The organism is Streptomyces sp. NPDC093568, from assembly GCF_044764945.1.
In the GTDB taxonomy this organism is placed as follows: domain Bacteria; phylum Actinomycetota; class Actinomycetes; order Streptomycetales; family Streptomycetaceae; genus Streptomyces.
In genome coordinates this window covers 132306-148430 of record NZ_JBIWJD010000012.1, presented here as the reverse complement: position 1 = coordinate 148430, position 16125 = coordinate 132306, and the positions used below count along the sequence as shown (strand labels likewise).

17 protein-coding genes and 1 pseudogene are annotated in these 16125 nt (G+C 72.0%); 4 read left to right on the top strand and 14 right to left on the bottom strand.

Features of this window, described 5'->3' with window-relative positions; translation table 11 throughout:
• Positions 1 to 366 precede the first annotated feature (366 nt).
• A complete protein-coding gene (locus tag ACIRD7_RS36135) occupies positions 367 to 1071 on the top strand; it encodes an SCO3374 family protein (protein WP_403460084.1) in 705 nt (234 codons plus the stop codon).
• Between the two features lie 19 nt (positions 1072 to 1090).
• Here the strand turns inward: ACIRD7_RS36135 and ACIRD7_RS36130 are convergent, their stop codons facing one another.
• The 10 genes from ACIRD7_RS36130 to ACIRD7_RS36085 form a co-directional block, all read right to left on the bottom strand.
• Positions 1091 to 1426 carry an Lsr2 family protein gene (locus ACIRD7_RS36130; RefSeq protein ID WP_200704711.1) on the bottom strand — a complete coding sequence of 112 codons (336 nt, stop codon included), beginning with the start codon at positions 1424 to 1426 and terminating at the stop codon, positions 1091 to 1093.
• A gap of 246 nt (positions 1427 to 1672) precedes the next feature.
• A complete protein-coding gene (locus tag ACIRD7_RS36125) occupies positions 1673 to 2236 on the bottom strand; it encodes an amino-acid N-acetyltransferase (protein ID WP_403460083.1) in 564 nt (187 codons plus the stop codon).
• Between the two features lie 9 nt (positions 2237 to 2245).
• The gene (locus ACIRD7_RS36120) at positions 2246 to 2707 is read right to left on the bottom strand and encodes a BlaI/MecI/CopY family transcriptional regulator (protein WP_403460081.1); all 462 of its coding nucleotides are present in this window, start codon (positions 2705 to 2707) and stop codon (positions 2246 to 2248) included.
• Positions 2708 to 2878: 171 nt separating this feature from the next.
• Positions 2879 to 3058 carry a hypothetical protein gene (locus ACIRD7_RS36115; RefSeq protein WP_403460080.1) on the bottom strand — a complete coding sequence of 60 codons (180 nt, stop codon included), beginning with the start codon at positions 3056 to 3058 and terminating at the stop codon, positions 2879 to 2881.
• A 60-nt stretch (positions 3059 to 3118) separates the two neighbouring features.
• The gene (locus ACIRD7_RS36110; protein WP_403460129.1) at positions 3119 to 3760 is read right to left on the bottom strand and encodes a hypothetical protein; all 642 of its coding nucleotides are present in this window, start codon (positions 3758 to 3760) and stop codon (positions 3119 to 3121) included.
• A 147-nt stretch (positions 3761 to 3907) separates the two neighbouring features.
• Positions 3908 to 4705 (bottom strand): type III pantothenate kinase, encoded by a 798-nt coding sequence (locus ACIRD7_RS36105; protein ID WP_403460078.1) that lies wholly within the window; start codon positions 4703 to 4705, stop codon positions 3908 to 3910.
• A gap of 8 nt (positions 4706 to 4713) precedes the next feature.
• Positions 4714 to 5685: a carboxylating nicotinate-nucleotide diphosphorylase gene (gene nadC, locus ACIRD7_RS36100; RefSeq protein WP_403460077.1), complete on the bottom strand. Its 972-nt coding sequence runs from the start codon at positions 5683 to 5685 to the stop codon at positions 4714 to 4716.
• Between the two features lie 5 nt (positions 5686 to 5690).
• Positions 5691 to 7454: an L-aspartate oxidase gene (locus ACIRD7_RS36095; RefSeq protein WP_403460076.1), complete on the bottom strand. Its 1764-nt coding sequence runs from the start codon at positions 7452 to 7454 to the stop codon at positions 5691 to 5693.
• The gene (gene panC, locus ACIRD7_RS36090) at positions 7451 to 8440 is read right to left on the bottom strand and encodes a pantoate--beta-alanine ligase (protein ID WP_403460075.1); all 990 of its coding nucleotides are present in this window, start codon (positions 8438 to 8440) and stop codon (positions 7451 to 7453) included. Before panC ends, ACIRD7_RS36095 begins: the two co-directional genes overlap by 4 nt.
• Positions 8437 to 9375: a Rossmann-like and DUF2520 domain-containing protein gene (locus tag ACIRD7_RS36085; protein WP_403460074.1), complete on the bottom strand. Its 939-nt coding sequence runs from the start codon at positions 9373 to 9375 to the stop codon at positions 8437 to 8439. Before ACIRD7_RS36085 ends, panC begins: the two co-directional genes overlap by 4 nt.
• A gap of 196 nt (positions 9376 to 9571) precedes the next feature.
• On the opposite strand from ACIRD7_RS36085, the gene ACIRD7_RS36080 reads away from it, so the two are divergent.
• Positions 9572 to 10804 (top strand): threonine aldolase family protein, encoded by a 1233-nt coding sequence (locus ACIRD7_RS36080; protein ID WP_403460073.1) that lies wholly within the window; start codon positions 9572 to 9574, stop codon positions 10802 to 10804.
• Here ACIRD7_RS36080 and ACIRD7_RS36075 read toward each other — a convergent pair.
• Positions 10767 to 11009 (bottom strand): hypothetical protein, encoded by a 243-nt coding sequence (locus tag ACIRD7_RS36075; RefSeq protein ID WP_403460072.1) that lies wholly within the window; start codon positions 11007 to 11009, stop codon positions 10767 to 10769. The two genes, ACIRD7_RS36080 and ACIRD7_RS36075, sit on opposite strands and share 38 nt — an antisense overlap.
• 209 nt (positions 11010 to 11218) lie before the next feature.
• Here ACIRD7_RS36075 and ACIRD7_RS36070 point away from each other — a divergent pair, with 209 nt between their 5' ends.
• Positions 11219 to 12325: a DUF5937 family protein gene (locus tag ACIRD7_RS36070; RefSeq protein ID WP_403460071.1), complete on the top strand. Its 1107-nt coding sequence runs from the start codon at positions 11219 to 11221 to the stop codon at positions 12323 to 12325.
• Between the two features lie 3 nt (positions 12326 to 12328).
• On the opposite strand, the pseudogene ACIRD7_RS36065 reads toward ACIRD7_RS36070, so the two are convergent.
• The 3 genes and pseudogenes from ACIRD7_RS36065 to ACIRD7_RS36055 form a co-directional block, all read right to left on the bottom strand.
• Positions 12329 to 12960, bottom strand: a pseudogene (locus tag ACIRD7_RS36065) (AAA family ATPase).
• Positions 12961 to 13015: 55 nt separating this feature from the next.
• Positions 13016 to 13687 carry a response regulator gene (locus tag ACIRD7_RS36060; RefSeq protein WP_403460069.1) on the bottom strand — a complete coding sequence of 224 codons (672 nt, stop codon included), beginning with the start codon at positions 13685 to 13687 and terminating at the stop codon, positions 13016 to 13018.
• Between the two features lie 85 nt (positions 13688 to 13772).
• Positions 13773 to 14987, bottom strand: coding sequence for a sensor histidine kinase (locus tag ACIRD7_RS36055; RefSeq protein WP_403460068.1), 1215 nt, complete (start codon positions 14985 to 14987; stop codon positions 13773 to 13775).
• Positions 14988 to 15105: 118 nt separating this feature from the next.
• On the opposite strand from ACIRD7_RS36055, the gene ACIRD7_RS36050 reads away from it, so the two are divergent.
• On the top strand, positions 15106 to 16122 hold the full coding sequence (locus ACIRD7_RS36050; protein ID WP_403460067.1) for an SAM-dependent methyltransferase: 1017 nt from the start codon (positions 15106 to 15108) through the stop codon (positions 16120 to 16122).
• The last annotated feature ends 3 nt before the right edge of the window (positions 16123 to 16125 follow it).

The following is a 16125-nucleotide window of genomic DNA, read 5'->3' as shown; positions in this document are numbered from 1 at the left end:
TTAGTCCCGCAAGCGGGGACCGCTCATTCCAACTGCCGACACCGTCGATGGCCTCCTGACCCCGAACGCCGACATCTGCTCCAACCCGATGGTGCGAGACGATGTTCCCGCAGGCCAGGTGGTTACCCTCACCATCAGTACGCCGATGGCGAACGTGAGACTCACTGTCCTGCGTGTCGCCCCCTCCCACTAGGGATGTCTTACCCGCTGGGACGGACACTCCATGCCGCGCCCCCCGGTTCCCTCCGCTACGGGCGAACAACCTTGCGCCTCCCCGCACCCCCCGCACGCCCCCTTTTCGGCACTCTGCGCATCCACTAGTGCACCCAGCGTAACCCGCATGCTCTTTCGGCGGTTGCACTTGGCATGGTCGGCACCCGTCCTTCGCTCGCCACGGAATTCGCCACGATCCCCTTCCCCCGTCGGCCGCTCGATCCGAGCGATCAGGTCCGCCGGTGGTACGAGAACGAACTGGGCTGGCCGGTGGTGCCCGCGACGGCCACGACCCCGCCGAGCCTGCGGGTGGGCCATCGCTTCGACGTCCTGGACGTGCCTGTCGAGGCCGGCCGCGGTGCCCTGCGCCATCTGAGGCCGCACTCTCCGGTGGCCCTCCAGGGCGAGCGGATGCTGCTGCTCCTGGCCGCGGGCAGCGCTCAGGAGGTGCCGGGGGTGCTGCTCTGGCTGGAGTGGGGCTCCCTGCCCCTGGACCTGCGAACCCTCACCGAGGGCGATCTCATGGCGGCGCCGACGCCGCCGGATCACGGGCCGGTCATGGACGTACGGCCACCCGCGGCCGACGGAGCGAGGGGAGCCGTACGGCGTCCCGGTCGCTCGGGGCCCGGTGAGGTGGGGCCGCTTCCCCTGGGCCGCTCGGGTGCAGTGCAGGGGGCCGCGGTGTGGTTGCGGCCCCCCGAGTCTGGGGGCGAGGTCGAGGCCTCGCTGCCGACGCTGTCGGCGCTCGGGGGCGGTGGGGGCGCCCCCGATCTCGTACGGGTTCTGGACACGGTGGCCTCGCGGTGCCACCGCCTGCGGCTGCGCCGCGGGTGCGTCCAGCCGTCGGCCTGTCCATAGGGCAGGCGCCGGCCTTGAATCAGGCGTTGGCCTTCTCGTATGCCTCGCGAATGGACGCGGGAACGCGGCCGCGGTCGTTGACCTCGTAACCGTTCTCCTTGGCCCACGCACGAATCTGCGCGGTGTCCTGGCTGCCACCGGAAGCGGCGCGCGTCTTTCCGCGTCCACCCGAAGCGCGGCCTCCGGTACGACGACCGCCCTTCACGTAAGGATCGAGAAGGCCACGGAGCTTGTCCGCATTGGCAGTCGTGAGATCGATCTCGTACGTCTTGCCGTCCAGCGCGAACGTCACGGTCTCGTCCGCCTCGCCGCCGTCGAGGTCGTCGACAAGAAGGACCTGAACCTTCTGTGCCACCGGATTTCCTTTCATCGAAACTTGAGGGCTGGGGGTCTGCGGCGTCCGCCGTTTCGCCGTCCCCTGTTATATGCAGTACTGCAGTACGTCGGAAAGCAAACCGCTTTTGCTGGAAAAACACAAACCCCCGGGAGAGACCCTCAGGCAACCCGCAGTCCGGAAACATGCGCGTTTCGGACATAGGGCACCTGGGCACGGGCTGTCGCACGGAATACCCGTTGTGGATCCCTGGTGGATGCCGGGTGATCACAGATGCAGAAGCATCCGGCTGTTGCCCAAGGTGTTCGGTTTCACTCGTTCGAGACCGAGGAACTCCGCCACGCCCTCGTCATAGGAACGCAGCAGCTCCGCGTAGACATCGGTGTCGACCGGCGTCTCACCGATCTCGACGAAGCCGTGCTTGCCGAAGAAGTCCACTTCGAAGGTCAGACAGAAAACTCGCCGAACGCCGAGCCAGCGTGCGGTGTGGAGCAACTTCTCCAGCAACTGGTGACCGACACCGGCGCCCTTCAGACCGGGCTTCACGGCGAGAGTGCGCACTTCCGCCAGGTCTTCCCACATCACGTGCAGTGCGCCGGCGCCGACGACCTCACCGTTGTCGTCCCGTTCCGCGACCCAGAACTCCTGGATGTCCTCGTAAAGCGTCACCGTGGCTTTGTCGAGCAGGATGCGACGGCGGACGTACTCGTCAAGGAGACGACGCACCGCCGGGACATCGGCGGTACGGGCCCGCCGGACGGTGATGGCTTTTGCGGTGACTTCTGGGCTCTCCGCCGAGGGAGTCTCGGCCGAGTGACTCTCTGCTGACATGAGCGGACGCTATCGCCCGTCGGGCCCCTGTGCGGAGCCGGGGTTCTCGGCGGCGGTATCGGCGCCGGTCGTATTGGGGGTGTCGCTATCGGTGCTGGTATCGCTGCTGCGGGTATCCGTATCCGTATCCGCGGGTTCGGAGGTTTCCGGGCCTTGGACGATGCGTACGGCGTCACGCAGGGCCTGGCGCTGTTCGTCGCTCATCATGCCGAAGAAGGCGACGAGCGCGGCGGCCGGGTTGTCGCTCTGCGACCAGGCGTCGTTCATCAGGGCGGCGGCGTAGGCGGCTCGGGTGGAGACCGCCTCATATCGATAGGCGCGGCCTTCCGCCTCGCGGCGCACCCAGCCCTTCTGATGGAGATTGTCCAAAACGGTCATCACCGTGGTGTACGCGATGGACCGTTCCTGCTGAAGATCTTCCAGGACTTCCCGAACGGTCACCGGGCGGTTCCACTTCCACACCCGCGTCATGACCGAGTCTTCGAGTTCTCCCAATGGGCGAGGCACAGTTCAGCACAATAGTAGGAGTTCTCCACAAATGGGAACAAAAAGGGCGTACGACTCGGAAAACGCGTGGTGTGCGCTTGGAGTCGTACGCCGTTGAGTGCGTCGGATCCGGCGGTGGGTGGGCCGGACGGTCGCTCAGGCGTCCGGGGCGGCGGAGGACTGGCGGGCGCCCTCCGCGCGCGCGAGGGCGGCGTCGACGGCCGCGTCCTCCTTGGCCTTGTTGGCTCCGCCCTGGGTCTTCACGATCACCCTGATCACGCCGATGAAGAAGACGGCCATGACGGCCGGCGGGAGGAGTGCGGAGACGTAGTCCATGCGTCCAGGGTAGCCAGGGGGGTGAGGCGGGCAGGCGCTGGCCCCGCGGAGGGACCGCCGTCAGCCCGCGGCGAGCTGCTGGGGTGGGTTCGGAGGTGGCTGGGTCGGCGGTTTGCGACGGGGGAAGACCTCGCCGGGCGTGGGGATGGGACGGGTCGGCTTCGGGGCGTCGGGGGTTGGCGCGGGGCCGGGGGCGGGTTTCGGGGCGGCCGGTTTCTCGGCGGGCTTCTTCCGGGGCGGCTTGCCGGGTTCCTGGGCGACGGCCGCCTGGGCGGGGAGGTCGACCGGGGTGCCGGGGGTGCCGTTGGAGAGGCCGCCGGGGAGGGCGTGGAGGTGGGTGCGGGACGCGGGGATGGCCGGGTGGACGAGGGGGCGGCAGCGGTCGAGGAGGGCCGCCGCGGCGGGGTTGCCGCGCAGGGTCCGCAGGGCCGTGAGGTCGTCGGCGGTCGGGACGTAGCCGGCGCCGAGGGCCTCGTCGAGGAGGGTGAGGTAGCCGGCTGCGGTGCCGGGGAGGGCGGCGCGGTAGCGGGCGAGGTCGGCCACCAGGAAGGCCCGCATCCGGGCACCCTCGCGCATCGCCTCGTCTAGCGACTCGGTGAGGCGTAGACAGTCCTGGACGTCTTCGGCCGAGGCGGGACTGGGGTTCACGGCAAGGGTGAGGGCGCGGCGGAGCACACGCAGCTCCTCCACGCCGAACGCCATGCCGCCGCGGGATCCGTATGGCGTGGGCATGCGCCGACGATACGCGCTAATCAGACAAACGCGGCATATGGGGCGGGGTGTGGCGTGGGGTGACACCCGGGTGGGCGGGGGTGCGGGGCCGCGGGCCTCGGACCCCCGCCGGCCGGGTCACATGCGGGAGACGTTGCGTTCGTAGACCAGGCGCAGGCCGATCAGGGTCAGCCACGGTTCGTGCTCGTCGATGACCGAGGACTCGCCGAGGACCATGGGGGCCAGGCCGCCGGTCGCGATGACCGTGACGTCGTCGGGGTCCTCCGCCAGTTCGCGGGCCATGCGGTTGACGACGCCGTCGACCTGGCCGGCGAAGCCGTAGACGATGCCCGACTGCATCGCCTCGACGGTGTTCTTGCCGATCACGTTCCTCGGCCGGGCCACCTCGATCTTCCGCAGCTGCGCGGCCTTGACGCCGAGGGCCTCCACCGAGATCTCGATGCCGGGGGCGATGACTCCGCCGACGTACTCCCCGCGCGCGGAGACCGCGTCGAAGGTGGTCGCCGTACCGAAGTCGACGACGATCGCCGGCCCGCCGTACAGCTCGTTCGCCGCGACCGCGTTGATGATGCGGTCGGCGCCGACCTCCTTGGGGTTGTCGAACTGGATCGGCACGCCCGTCTTCACGCCGGGCTCGACCAGGACGGCGGGTACGTCGCCGTAGTAGCGCCGGGTGACCTCGCGCAGCTCGTGCAGCACCGAGGGCACCGTCGCGCAGATGGCGATCCCGTCGATGCCGTCGCCCAGCTCGTCGCCGAGCAGCGGGTGCATGCCCATCAGGCCCTGGAGGAGGACCGCCAGCTCGTCGGCGGTGCGGCGGGCGTCCGTGGAGATGCGCCAGTGCTCGACGATGTCCTCGCCGTCGAACAGGCCGAGGACGGTGTGCGTGTTGCCTACGTCGATCGTGAGGAGCATGCCCGTCCCTACTCCGCCGCTCGCAGGTCCAGGCCGATGTCCAGGATCGGCGAGGAGTGGGTGAGGGCACCGACCGCCAGGTAGTCGACGCCCGTCTCGGCGTACGCCCTGGCGTTGTCGAGGGTCAGCCGGCCGGACGCCTCGAGCGCCGCGCGGCCGGTCACGATCGCGACCGCCTCCTCGCACTCGATCGGCGTGAAGTTGTCCAGGAGGATCAGGTCCGCGCCCGCGTCCACGACCTCGCGCAGCTGGTGGAGGGTGTCCACCTCCACCTCGACGGCAAGGTCGGGGAAGGCCTCGCGGACGGCCTTGAAGGCCTGTGCGACGCCGCCGGCCGCCACCACGTGGTTGTCCTTCACCAGGGCCGCGTCCGAGAGCGACATGCGGTGGTTCACACCGCCGCCGCAGCGCACCGCGTACTTCTCCAGCGCGCGCAGGCCCGGGGTCGTCTTGCGGGTGTCGCGGACCCGCGCCTTCGTGCCGTCCAGGACGTCCGCCCACGCGCGCGTGGCCGTCGCGATGCCCGACAGGCGGCAGAGGATGTTCAGCGCGCTGCGTTCGGCGGTCAGCAGGTCCCGGGTGCGGGTGGTGATGGAGAGCAGCTTCTGGCCCTGCTCGACGCGGTCGCCGTCCTCCACGTGGCGCTCCACCTCGAACTCGTCCTCGCAGACGATCGAGACCACCGCCTCGGCGACCCTGAGGCCCGCCGCGACGCCCGCCTCGCGCGCCACGAAGTCGGCCGTGGCCACCGCCTCTTCGGGGATCGTCGCGACCGTCGTCACGTCCACGCCGTGGGCCAGGTCCTCCTGGATCGCCACGTTGGCGATGTCCTCGACCTCGACCGGGTCGAGGCCCGCGTCGGCCAGGAGCTGGGCGAGCGCGGGGTCGAGACCGCACTCCATGTACTCCTCTTCGGCACCGCAGGCACAGTCGTCGCCGCAGCCGCCGTTCGAGGCGAGGGGAAGGTCGGGGGTGGTCACTGCTGTCACTGCTCCTGGGGCCGGGTCGGGGGGAAGTCCGCGGTGTCTGTGGTGTGCACGGCCAGTGTGCGGTCGGGGTTCAGGCGTACGACGATGTGGCGGCGCCATGTCGTGTCGTCGCGGTCCGGCTCGTCCTCGCGCCAGTGGCAGCCGCGCGTCTCCTCGCGCAGGCGGGCGGCCGCGACCAGGACGCGGGCCACGCACAGGAGGTTCGTGGCCTCCCAGGTGTCCACGCCGGGCTCGGCCGTCTTGCCGTTCTCGGTGAGGGCGTCGCGGGCCTCGGTGCGCAGCTGCTGGAGCTGGTCGGCGGCCTTCGCGAGGGAGTCGGCGGAGCGCAGGACGCCGGCGCCGTCCGTCATGATCCGCTGGATCGTGAAGCGGGCCTCGGGCGCGAGCAGGGGGTGCTCGGGGGTCTCCGGGTACGGCACCGGCTGCGGCACGCGCGCGTGGAGGCCGTCGGCCGCGCGGGCGGCCGCGATGTCCTCCACGATGCGCTCGGCGTAGACCAGTCCTTCTAGGAGGGAGTTCGAGGCCAGGCGGTTGGCGCCGTGCACGCCCGTGCAGGCGACCTCGCCGCACGCGTACAGGCCGGGGACGGTCGTACGGCCCTGGGAGTCGGTGCGGACGCCGCCGGAGGCGTAGTGGGCGGCCGGGGCGATCGGGATGGGCTCGTGGACCGGGTCGATGCCGTGGGCGCGGCAGGCCGCGAGGATCGTCGGGAAGCGGTGTTCCCACATGTCGGCGCCGAAGTGCCGCGCGTCGAGGAACATGTGCTCGGCGTCCTGCTCCTGCATGCGCCGCATGATGCCCTTGGCGACGATGTCCCGGGGGGCGAGTTCGGCGAGTTCGTGCTGTCCGACCATGAAGCGCACGCCGTCGGCGTCGACCAGGTGGGCGCCCTCACCGCGTACGGCCTCGGAGACCAGGGGCTGCTGGCCCTCCGCCTCCGGGCCGAGGAACAGGACGGTGGGGTGGAACTGGACGAACTCCAGGTCGCTGACCTCGGCGCCCGCGCGCAGGGCGAGGGCCACTCCGTCGCCCGTCGACACGGACGGGTTCGTGGTCGCCGAGAAGACCTGGCCCATGCCGCCGGTCGCGAGGACCACCGCGGGGGCGTGGACGGCCCCCACGCCGTCGTGCTGGCCCTCGCCCATGACGTGCAGGGTTACGCCCGCCGTGCGGCCGTCGGCGTCCGTGAGGAGGTCGAGGACGAGCGCGTTCTCGACCGTGCGCAGTCCCGCCCGTCGCCCACCACCGCCCTTGCCCGAGAGCGCTTCGCGCTCGCCCCTCCTGACTGCGCGTACCGCCTCGACGAGGGCGCGGGAGATCTCCGCGCCGGTCGCGTCTCCGCCCGCGTGGGCGATGCGGCGGCGGTGGTGGCCGCCCTCGCGGGTGAGCGCGAGCTCTCCTTCGGAGGACTCGTCGAAGTGGGCGCCGGTCTCGATCAGCCGCCGTACGGCGTCGGGGCCCTCGGTGACGAGGATGCGGACCGCTTCCTCGTCGCACAGACCGGCGCCCGCGACCAGGGTGTCGTCCAGGTGCTGTTCGGGGGTGTCGCCCTCACCGAGGGCCGCGGCGATGCCGCCCTGGGCCCAGCGGGTGGAGCCGTCGTCGAGGCGGGCCTTGGTGACCACGACCGTCGTCAGGCCGGCGGCCTCGCAGCGCAGGGCGGCGGTGAGGCCCGCGACGCCGGAGCCGACGACCACGACGTCCGCGGTCAGGGACCACCCGGGCGCGGGCGCGTGCAGTCGTATGCCTGTGCTGGTCACGAGGCGGCTCCGAAGGTGAGGGGGATGTTGTCGATCAGCCGGGTCGTCCCGACCCGGGCGGCGACGGCGAGGACGGCCTCGCCGGTGAAGTCGTCCTCGATCTCGGTGAAGTCGGAGGGGTCGATCAGGGCCAGGTAGTCCAGTTCGAGCGGCGGGTCGAGGCGGGCGGCCTCGTCCAGGACCAGGCGGGCGGCGGCGCGGATGGCCGCGGCGGCGCCGGGTACGGCCTTGGCGACGGCGTGCGCGTCGGCCGCGGCGCGGGACTCGCCTATGGCGCTGAGCGCCTCGGCACGCGCGCGCGTGGCCGGCACTTCGCGGGCCCGCGCGCGCAGCGCCTCCTGGGCCGCGTGCCGGTCACGGCCGGCGAAGAGCGCCTGGGACAGCGCGAGGGCCGTGCGGCGCTCCTTGGGCGAGAGGTAGCGGTTGCGGCTGGAGAGGGCGAGGCCGTCCTCCTCGCGCACGGTCGGGACGCCGACGATCTCCACGCCGAAGTTCAGGTCCCGGGCCATCCGGCGGATCAGGGCGAGCTGCTGGGCGTCCTTCTGGCCGTACAGGGCGACGTCGGGGCGGGTGAGGTGCAGCAGCTTGGCGACGACGGTGAGCACACCGTCGAAGTGGCCGGGGCGGGAGGCCCCCTCCAGGCGCTCGCCCATGGGGCCGGCGCTGACGCGGACCTGGGGCTCGCCGCCGGGGTAGACCTCGTCGACGGCCGGGGCGAACACGGCGTCCGCGCCCGCCTCTTCGGCGATCTTGACGTCGGCGTCCAGGGTGCGCGGGTAGCGGTCGAGGTCCTCGCCCTGGCCGAACTGCAAGGGATTGACGAAGACCGTGACGACGACCTCGCCGTCGGGTCCGGCGATCCCGCGCGCGGTGCGGATCAAGGTGGCGTGCCCCTCGTGCAGGGCACCCATGGTCATCACTACGGCGCGGCGGCCGGCACGCGTGCGTGCGTGCAGTTCGTCGGCGGTGCGCAGCAGGGTCGTCATCGGGCGTCTCCCTCGGCGCCGTCGGTCCTGTCGGTCCCGCCTGCGAGTACCCCGAGGAGGTCTTCGGCGAGCTCCGGCTTGAGCAGTCCGTGGGCGAGCGCCCGGTCGGCCGTCGCGCGGGCCATCGCGAGATAGCCGGCGACGGCCTGCGGGGCGTGCCGCCGCAGTTCGGTGACGTGCGCGGCGACGGTGCCCGCGTCCCCGCGCGCGACGGGGCCGGTCAGGGCGGCGTCGCCGGAGCGCAGGGCGTTGTCCAGGGCGGCGCCGAGCAACGGGCCGAGCATCCGGTCGGGGGCGGCGACGCCCGCCTCGCGCAGCAGCTCCATGGACTGGGCGACGAGGGTCACCAGGTGGTTGGCGCCGAGCGCGAGGGCCGCGTGGTAGAGCGGGCGCATGTCCTCGGCGACCCACTCGGGTTCGCCGCCCATCTCGATGACGAGGGCCTCGGCGGCCAGCCGCAGCTCGTCGGGCGCGGTGACGCCGAAGGAGCAGCCCGCCAGGCGCTGGACGTCCACGGGGGTGCCGGTGAAGGTCATCGCCGGGTGCAGGGCCAGCGGCAGCGCGCCCGCGCGCAGGGCGGGGTCCAGGACCTTGGCGCCGTACCGCCCGGACGTGTGCATCAGCAGTTGGCCGGGCTTGACGGCACCGGTCTCGGCGAGGCCCTCGACCAGGCCGGGCAGGACGTCGTCCGGGACGGTCAGCAGCACCAGTTCGGCGCGCGCGAGCACTTCGGCGGGCGGCACCATCGGCACGTCGGGGAGCATGCGCTCGGCCCGTCGCCGGGAGGCGTCGGAGACTCCGGAGACGGCCACGGGACGGTGTCCGGCGAGCTGGAGGGACGCGGCGAGTGCGGGGCCCACGCGGCCGGCGCCGACGACACCGACGGTGAGCCGCGCGGGGCGGTCCTTGGGATCTGGCTGTTGGCTTGTACTCACGCGAAGGCGGCCTTCCCGTTCCAGTCCGCTCTGGGTACCGGACGATTTCTCGTCATGTTAACGCGATTGGTTCGAGCGGCGTTCGGTTGTCCACAGGCTGTGGGTTTCGCCACGCCCCCGCACGCGGGCGCCGAAGGGGAGCCGCAGGGGGAAATGCAGGTGCCCGCCGAGTCGGGCGCGCGGGATGATCCGCGGCATGAGCGATACGGCGGAACAGAGCGGGCAGCAATTGTCGGACGAGCAGCTGTCGGACGACGAGCGGCGCAAGCGGCGCCGTGAACGGCGCAATGCCGCTTATCGCGGCGCGCGGCGCGTGCTCGCGCGCCCCGGCTTTCTGGGCACCCTCCGCGAGCGCCTGGCGCTCCTGGACGAGGCGCGTGCGCTGGACCTGCACGACCTCGACGCGCCGTCCGACGTCTACGGCGACGGCATCGTCGAGGTCCTGGAGGAGCAGACCGCCGCTCTGCTCGGCAAGGAGGCCGCGGCTTTCTTCCCGACGGGGACGATGGCCCAGCAGGTGGCCCTGCGCTGCTGGGCGGGCCGTACCGGCGACAGCACCGTCGCGCTGCATGCGCTGGCCCACCCCGAGGTGCATGAGCGGAATGCGTTCAGCCAGGTCAGCGGCCTGCGCCCGGTCCGGGTGACGAGCGAGCCGCGACTGCCGACCGCCGCCGAGGTACGGGACTTCGACGAGCCCTTCGGGGCGCTGATGCTCGAACTGCCCCTCCGCGACGCCGGTTTCGTGCTGCCCACCTGGGAGGAGCTCACGGAGGTCGTGGAGGCGGCGCGGGAGCGCGACGCGGTGGTGCACTTCGACGGCGCGCGCCTGTGGGAGTCCACCGTCCACTTCGGCCGCTCCCTTCCGGAGATCGCGGACCTTGCGGACAGCGTGTACGTGTCGTTCTACAAGTCCCTCGACGGCTTCGGCGGGGCCGCCGTCGCCGGTCCGAAGACGCTGATCGACGAGGCGAAGGCCTGGCGGCACCGCTACGGCGGAACGATCTTCCAGCAGTTCCCGACCGCCCTGTCGGCGCTGGCCGGACTGCGGCGTGAGCTGCCCCGGCTGCCCGAGTACGTCGCCCACGCGCGCGTGGTGGCCGCCGCGCTGCGCGAGGGCCTCACGGCGGCCGGGGTGCCGTGGACACGGGTCCACCCCGAGCCGCCGCACACGAACGAGTTCCAGGTCTGGCTGCCGTACGACGCCGACACCCTCGCGGAGGCCGCGATCCGGCAGGCGGAGGAGACGAGGACCGTCCTTTTCGCCAACGGCTGGGAGACCAAGGGGCCGCAACTGGCCGGCACCGAGGTCTACGTACGGGCCGCCGGGCTGGAGTGGACGGCCGACGACGTACGGGAGGCCGCCGCCGGCTTCGTGGAGCGGCTGACCGACGTCAGCAGCGTGAACAACGCTGCGGGTCAATACAGCTAGAGCGCGGCCTCGGACGCAGCCACCGCCCCAGGGCGTGCCGTAGCCGCCCGTGCGCCGGGCGCCCGGCGACGACGGCCCTGAACTGCCGGTAGTCGCGAAACTCGCGCACGACCTGCCAGTCGTGGCGGCCGGGTGCCGGCGGGGCCGCCTCGCCGAGCCGGCGGGCGCGGTAGGTGTCGAGGAGGTACTGCTGGGTGATGCTCATGGCCGATCGCCTTCTCGGGACGTAGGAGACATGGAGGCGTGCAGTGGCTGGTGCGTGAATCGGCTGGTGCGTGAAGTGGCTGGTGATCGGGCTCCGCGGCTGCCCCGGTGATCCCAGGCTCGCCCCCGCCCGGCCGCCCCGTCGCGTCGATTGACGGCGGCCGTCAATCGAGGGCCGCGTTGTCAGTGGCGGGGTGCACCATGAAATGCATGAGCGTGACCATCGACATCGCGGGGCTGCGGCCGGAGAGGCTCGCCGTGGTGCCCTCGCCCCTGGCCGAGCTCGGCATGGCGCTGCACGCGCTGTCGGAGCCGGGGCACCACCCGGGCCTGCAGGGCTGGGTGACGGGCGTGACGGCCCGGCTGGACTCACACCTGGCCGACCGGATGTGTGAGGCCGACTTCCTGTGGCGGACGACGTTCTCGGACCTGTTCCTGCCCTTCGCCGGCATCCCGGGCGGATGCACGCTCCCGGGTGCCACCCTCGCCGAGGACCTGGACCTGCTCGACAAGCTCACGGACGAGCAGTTCGTGGACGCCGCCCTGGAGTTCACCTGCGCGCTCCCGTACGCCACCCAGGGGCCCCATGTCCTGGACGACCCCGAGCTGCGCCGACGTGCCCTGGAGCTGGCCACCGCGCGCGGGCCGCAGCAGCTGCGGTTCAGCCGGCGGCTGCTGGAGGACCCGCCGCGCATCCGGGCCTGGCTGCGGCAGTTCCTGGAGGACTGCGACGAGATCTTCTTCGCGGACGCCTGGCCCCGCCTGCACCACCAGCTCGCGGCGGACGCCCGCCACAAGACCGACCTTCTGCGGCACAAGGGGCTGTCCGAGGCGCTGACGGCCGTGTCCCCGGCGGTGAGCGTCGACGAGGCCGCCGGACGGATCTCCATCGACAAACTGCGCCAGGGCCACACCGTCATCAGGGAAAGCAGCCTGCTGCTCGTGCCGACGAGCCTGGGCTGGCCCCATCTGATGGTGCTGCACCGGCACGGCTGGCAGCCGGTGCTGCACTACCCGATCGGCTCCCCCGGACTCGCCGCGCCCCCTTCGGTCGACCAGCTGACCCTGCGGATGACCGCCCTGTCCCACCCGGTGCGGATGCAGCTGTGCCGCAACCTCGCCCGCAGCACGTACACCACGAGCGAGCTCGTGCGGATCCACGGCATGACCGCCCCCGAGATATCCCGGCACTTGAGCGTGCTCAAGAAGGCGGGCCTGATCACCACCCGCCGGCGAGGGCGGTACGTCCTCTACCAGTTGGACGTCACATCGGTGGCGCGGCTCGGCAGCGACTTCCTCGAAGCGCTCCTGAGGTGAGCGTCAGTCGAACCGGATGTGCCTGACCCCGACCCCCGCCTGCCGCAGCCGCGTGCGCAGCGCGCCCTCGTGGTTGGGCCGCAGCCGCAGCCCGGCCAGGACGGCGATCCGGTCGGCCGTCTTCGGCACGGTCGAGTGGTCCGTCCACAGGTGCTCGGCGAACTCCGGCTCGCGCAACCGCTCCAGGCAGTGGTCGAGCTGCTGGACGGCCCAGCTCTCCCGCCGCAGCCCCGAGTTCTTCCCGCCGACGTACCGCAGGAGATGCCCGAAGCCGCGCTCCCGGAGCCGTTTCAGGACCGTCTCCCGTTCGGCGAGGAGGGTGAAGTGCCGTACGTCGTGGCCGAGTTCACCCAGCCGTCCGACCGTCTCGGCGAAATGGCCGGAGTGCGTGACGGTCATGGGGGCGATCACCACGCCGTCGTCTTCGTCAGGGCGAGGTCGAGCACCTCGACGACGCCCTGCCGCCAGGACGCCAGATCCTGGAAGTCGCCGCGCAGTTCGGGCGGGAGCATGCGCCGCAGACCGAACCCGGGGTGCTCCGGGTCGCAGATGACGCTGCCGGGCAGGCGGCGCAGGATCTCGTGTGCGGTCTGTGTCTTGCCGCCCCCGAAGGGGCCGTTGATCCACAGGAGCATGCGCAGACCCTAGTGCCCCCGGGCCACCCGCGCGCGAGGTCCTCGGCCTCCGGCCTCAGCCGTGCCCGCCCGCCCGTACCAGCCCCGTCTCGTAGGCGAGGACCACCACCTGCACCCGGTCCCGGAGCCCCAGCTTGGTCAGGATGCGGCCGACGTGGGTCTTCACGGTCGCCTCGGACAGCACCAGCCGGGCGGCGATCTCCCCGTTGGACAGCCCCTGGGCGACCAGCACCATGACCTCGCGCTCGCGGTCGGTGAGCCGCTCCAGCTCCTTGTGCTGGGGCTCCTTGCCGGCGGACGGCAGCATCGGCGCGAACCGGTCGAGCAGGCGCCGGGTCGTCGAGGGGGCGACCACCGCGTCACCGCTGTGCACCGCGCGGATGGCGCCGAGGAGCTCGGCCGGCGGCACGTCCTTGAGCATGAAGCCGGAGGCGCCCGCCTTCAGCCCGGAGAAGGCGTACTCGTCGAGGTCGAAGGTGGTCAGGATCAGCACCTTGGGCGGCTCGGGCTCCGAGCAGATGCGGCGGGTGGTCTCCACACCGTCCAGCTTCGGCATGCGCACGTCCATCAGCACCACGTCGACGGCGGTCGCGCGCAGCACCTGGAGGGCCTCGACGCCGTCGCCCGCCTCCGCGACGACCTCCATGTCCGGCTGGGCGGCGAGCACCATCCGGAACCCGGTGCGCAGCAGCACCTGGTCGTCGACGAGCATCACGCGGATCGTCATCGGGTCCTCTTCCGTGTCTTCCGGGTCCGTCTAAAGGGGCGTTCTACAGGCATTACAGGTGTCAACAAGGTGCACGACCCAGAGGTCAGTGTGCTGGTTTGAGCGGCAGCAGCGCACTGATGCGGAATCCTCCGCCCGGGCGCGGGCCCGCGTCCAGGGTGCCGCCGACCATGCCGACGCGTTCGCGCATCCCGATCAGGCCGTGCCCCCGGCCGTCGGCGCCGCCGTCCTCGTACAACTCGTGCGGGGCGCCCTTGCCGTCGTCCTCCACGAGCAGGCCGAGCCCGTCGTCGAAGTAGACCAGGCGCACGCTGGCGCCCGCGTTCGGCCCGCCGTGCTTGCGCGTGTTGGTCAGCGCCTCCTGCACGATGCGGTACGCGGTCAGCTCGACGCCGCTGGGCAGCGGACGCGGGTTGCCCTCGACCTTGAAGTCGACCGGCAGACCGGATGTGCGGCACTGCTGGATGAGGTCGTCGATCTGCTCGACGTCGGGCTGCGGGACGTACTCGCCGGTCTCCTGGTGCTCGCCGGTGCGCAGCACGCCCAGCAGGCGGCGCATCTCGGCGAGGGCCTGGCGGCCGGTGGAGGAGATGGTCTCCAGGGCCTTCTTGGCCTGGTCGGGGGCGGAGTCGAGGACGTAGGCGGCGCCGTCGGCCTGCACCACCATCACGGAGACGTTGTGCGCGACCACGTCGTGCAGCTCGCGGGCGATCCGGGCGCGTTCGGCGGCGACCGCGACCTTGGACTGCGCCTCGCGCTCCTTTTCGAGCCGGGTCGCGCGCTCCTCCAGCTGTTCGTAGTAGGCGCGCCGGGTGCGGATCGAGTCGCCGAGCACCCAGGCGAGCGCGAACGGCACCGTCATGAAGATCACCAGGGCCACGTTGCCCAGGACGCTGGATTCCTCCTCCGGCCAGCGCAGCTGCGCCAGGGGCGCCGCGCACAGGCCCACGCCGAGCGCGAGCCGGGAGGCCCAGCGGGCGCCGGTCGCGGCCACCGTGTAGGTGATCACCAGGAAGGCGAAGTTGGCGGGTGTCGTCGCCACGTTCAGCACCAGCTGCGCGATTCCCACCCCGATGGCCAGCAGCAGCATCTTCTCCGGCATGCGCCGCCGCAGCGCGATCACCAGGCACAGCAGGACGACCACCACGACGATGGCCGCCTCTGAGTCCGAGCCCGGAGAGTTCTGCCCGCCCTCGTCCCGGACGGTCACGGCGACCACAGAGATCCCGAGCAGGAAGACGGCCCAGAAGCCGTCGACCCATGTCGGGTGCCTGCGGATGAAGTCATAGAGGCGCTGCACGTAACCCAGCGTAGGGAAGTGAGATGCGTGCAAGGGTCAACCGGAGGACCGATCCGCACCTCGCGCGCGTACTCCGCAAGGTGGAGGCTGCGTTCCCCTGTACGCATAGCCTGGGCCGGTGACAGCAGAGGCGACGGACGAGTGGCACGGATGGCGCGCGGCGGCGGCGGCCGCTCTCTACGGGCCTGACGGCTTCTACCGGCGTCCCGAGGGGCCGGCCGGCCACTTCCGTACGTCCGTCCACGCCTCGCCGCTCTTCGCGCGCGCCGTGGCCACGCTGCTGTGCCGGGTGGACGAGGCCCTGGGCCGGCCCGCACGGCTCGACTTCGTCGACATGGCGGCGGGCCGCGGTGAGCTGGTCGCGGGTGTGCTGGCCGCCCTGCCCGCCGAGGTGGCGGCACGCACGCGTGCGTACGCCGTCGAGGTCGCCGACCGTCCGGGGTCCCTCGACCACCGGATCGAGTGGCTGCCCGAGCCGCCGGCGCGGACGACGGGCCTGCTGTTCGCGAACGAATGGCTGGACAACGTCCCCGTGGAGATCGCGGAGGTGGACTCCTCGGGCGTACCCCGTCAGGTCCTGGTACGCCGCGACGGCACCGAGCGCCTCGGGGAGCAGGTCGCGGGCGCGCAGGCGGAATGGCTCGCGCGGTGGTGGCCGCTGACGGGCGCCGCGGAGGGCACGCGGGCCGAGATCGGCCTGCCACGGGACGAGGCCTGGGCCGCGGCGGCCGGCACCCTGGAGCGGGGCCTCGCGGTCGCCGTGGACTACGCGCACTCGGCGCCGTCACGACCGCCCTTCGGCACCCTCACCGGCTTCAGGGACGGCCGCGAGACGGCCCCCGTGCCGGACGGCTCGTGCGACATCACGGCCCATGTGGCACTGGACGCCTGCGCCCTGCCCGGGGCGGTCCTGCTGACCCAGCGCGCCGCCCTGCACGCCCTGGGCCTCTCGGGCGCACGCCCCCCGCTGGAGCTGGCCTCCACGCGCCCGGCGGAATACGTACGAGCCCTCGCGGGCGCGGGTGAGGCGGCCGAGCTGACGGCGGCAGGCGGCCTCGGCGACTTCGGCTGGCTCATGCAGCCCGTCGGCATTCCGGACGTGCTGACGCAGGCGCAGGGCACCCCGGCGGACTGACGG

Coding starts and splice junctions, on each gene's coding strand:
- ACIRD7_RS36115 (WP_403460080.1), bottom strand. CDS start 3,058: ATGGACTACGTCTCCGCACTCCTCCCGCCGGCCGTCATGGCCGTCTTC.
- ACIRD7_RS36120 (WP_403460081.1), bottom strand. CDS start 2,707: ATGACGCGGGTGTGGAAGTGGAACCGCCCGGTGACCGTTCGGGAAGTC.
- ACIRD7_RS36105 (WP_403460078.1), bottom strand. CDS start 4,705: ATGCTCCTCACGATCGACGTAGGCAACACGCACACCGTCCTCGGCCTG.
- ACIRD7_RS36080 (WP_403460073.1), top strand. CDS start 9,572: ATGAGCGATACGGCGGAACAGAGCGGGCAGCAATTGTCGGACGAGCAG.
- ACIRD7_RS36110 (WP_403460129.1), bottom strand. CDS start 3,760: ATGGCGTTCGGCGTGGAGGAGCTGCGTGTGCTCCGCCGCGCCCTCACC.
- panC (WP_403460075.1), bottom strand. CDS start 8,440: ATGACGACCCTGCTGCGCACCGCCGACGAACTGCACGCACGCACGCGT.
- ACIRD7_RS36075 (WP_403460072.1), bottom strand. CDS start 11,009: ATGAGCATCACCCAGCAGTACCTCCTCGACACCTACCGCGCCCGCCGG.
- ACIRD7_RS36125 (WP_403460083.1), bottom strand. CDS start 2,236: ATGTCAGCAGAGAGTCACTCGGCCGAGACTCCCTCGGCGGAGAGCCCA.
- ACIRD7_RS36060 (WP_403460069.1), bottom strand. CDS start 13,687: ATGACGATCCGCGTGATGCTCGTCGACGACCAGGTGCTGCTGCGCACC.
- ACIRD7_RS36070 (WP_403460071.1), top strand. CDS start 11,219: ATGAGCGTGACCATCGACATCGCGGGGCTGCGGCCGGAGAGGCTCGCC.
- ACIRD7_RS36135 (WP_403460084.1), top strand. CDS start 367: ATGGTCGGCACCCGTCCTTCGCTCGCCACGGAATTCGCCACGATCCCC.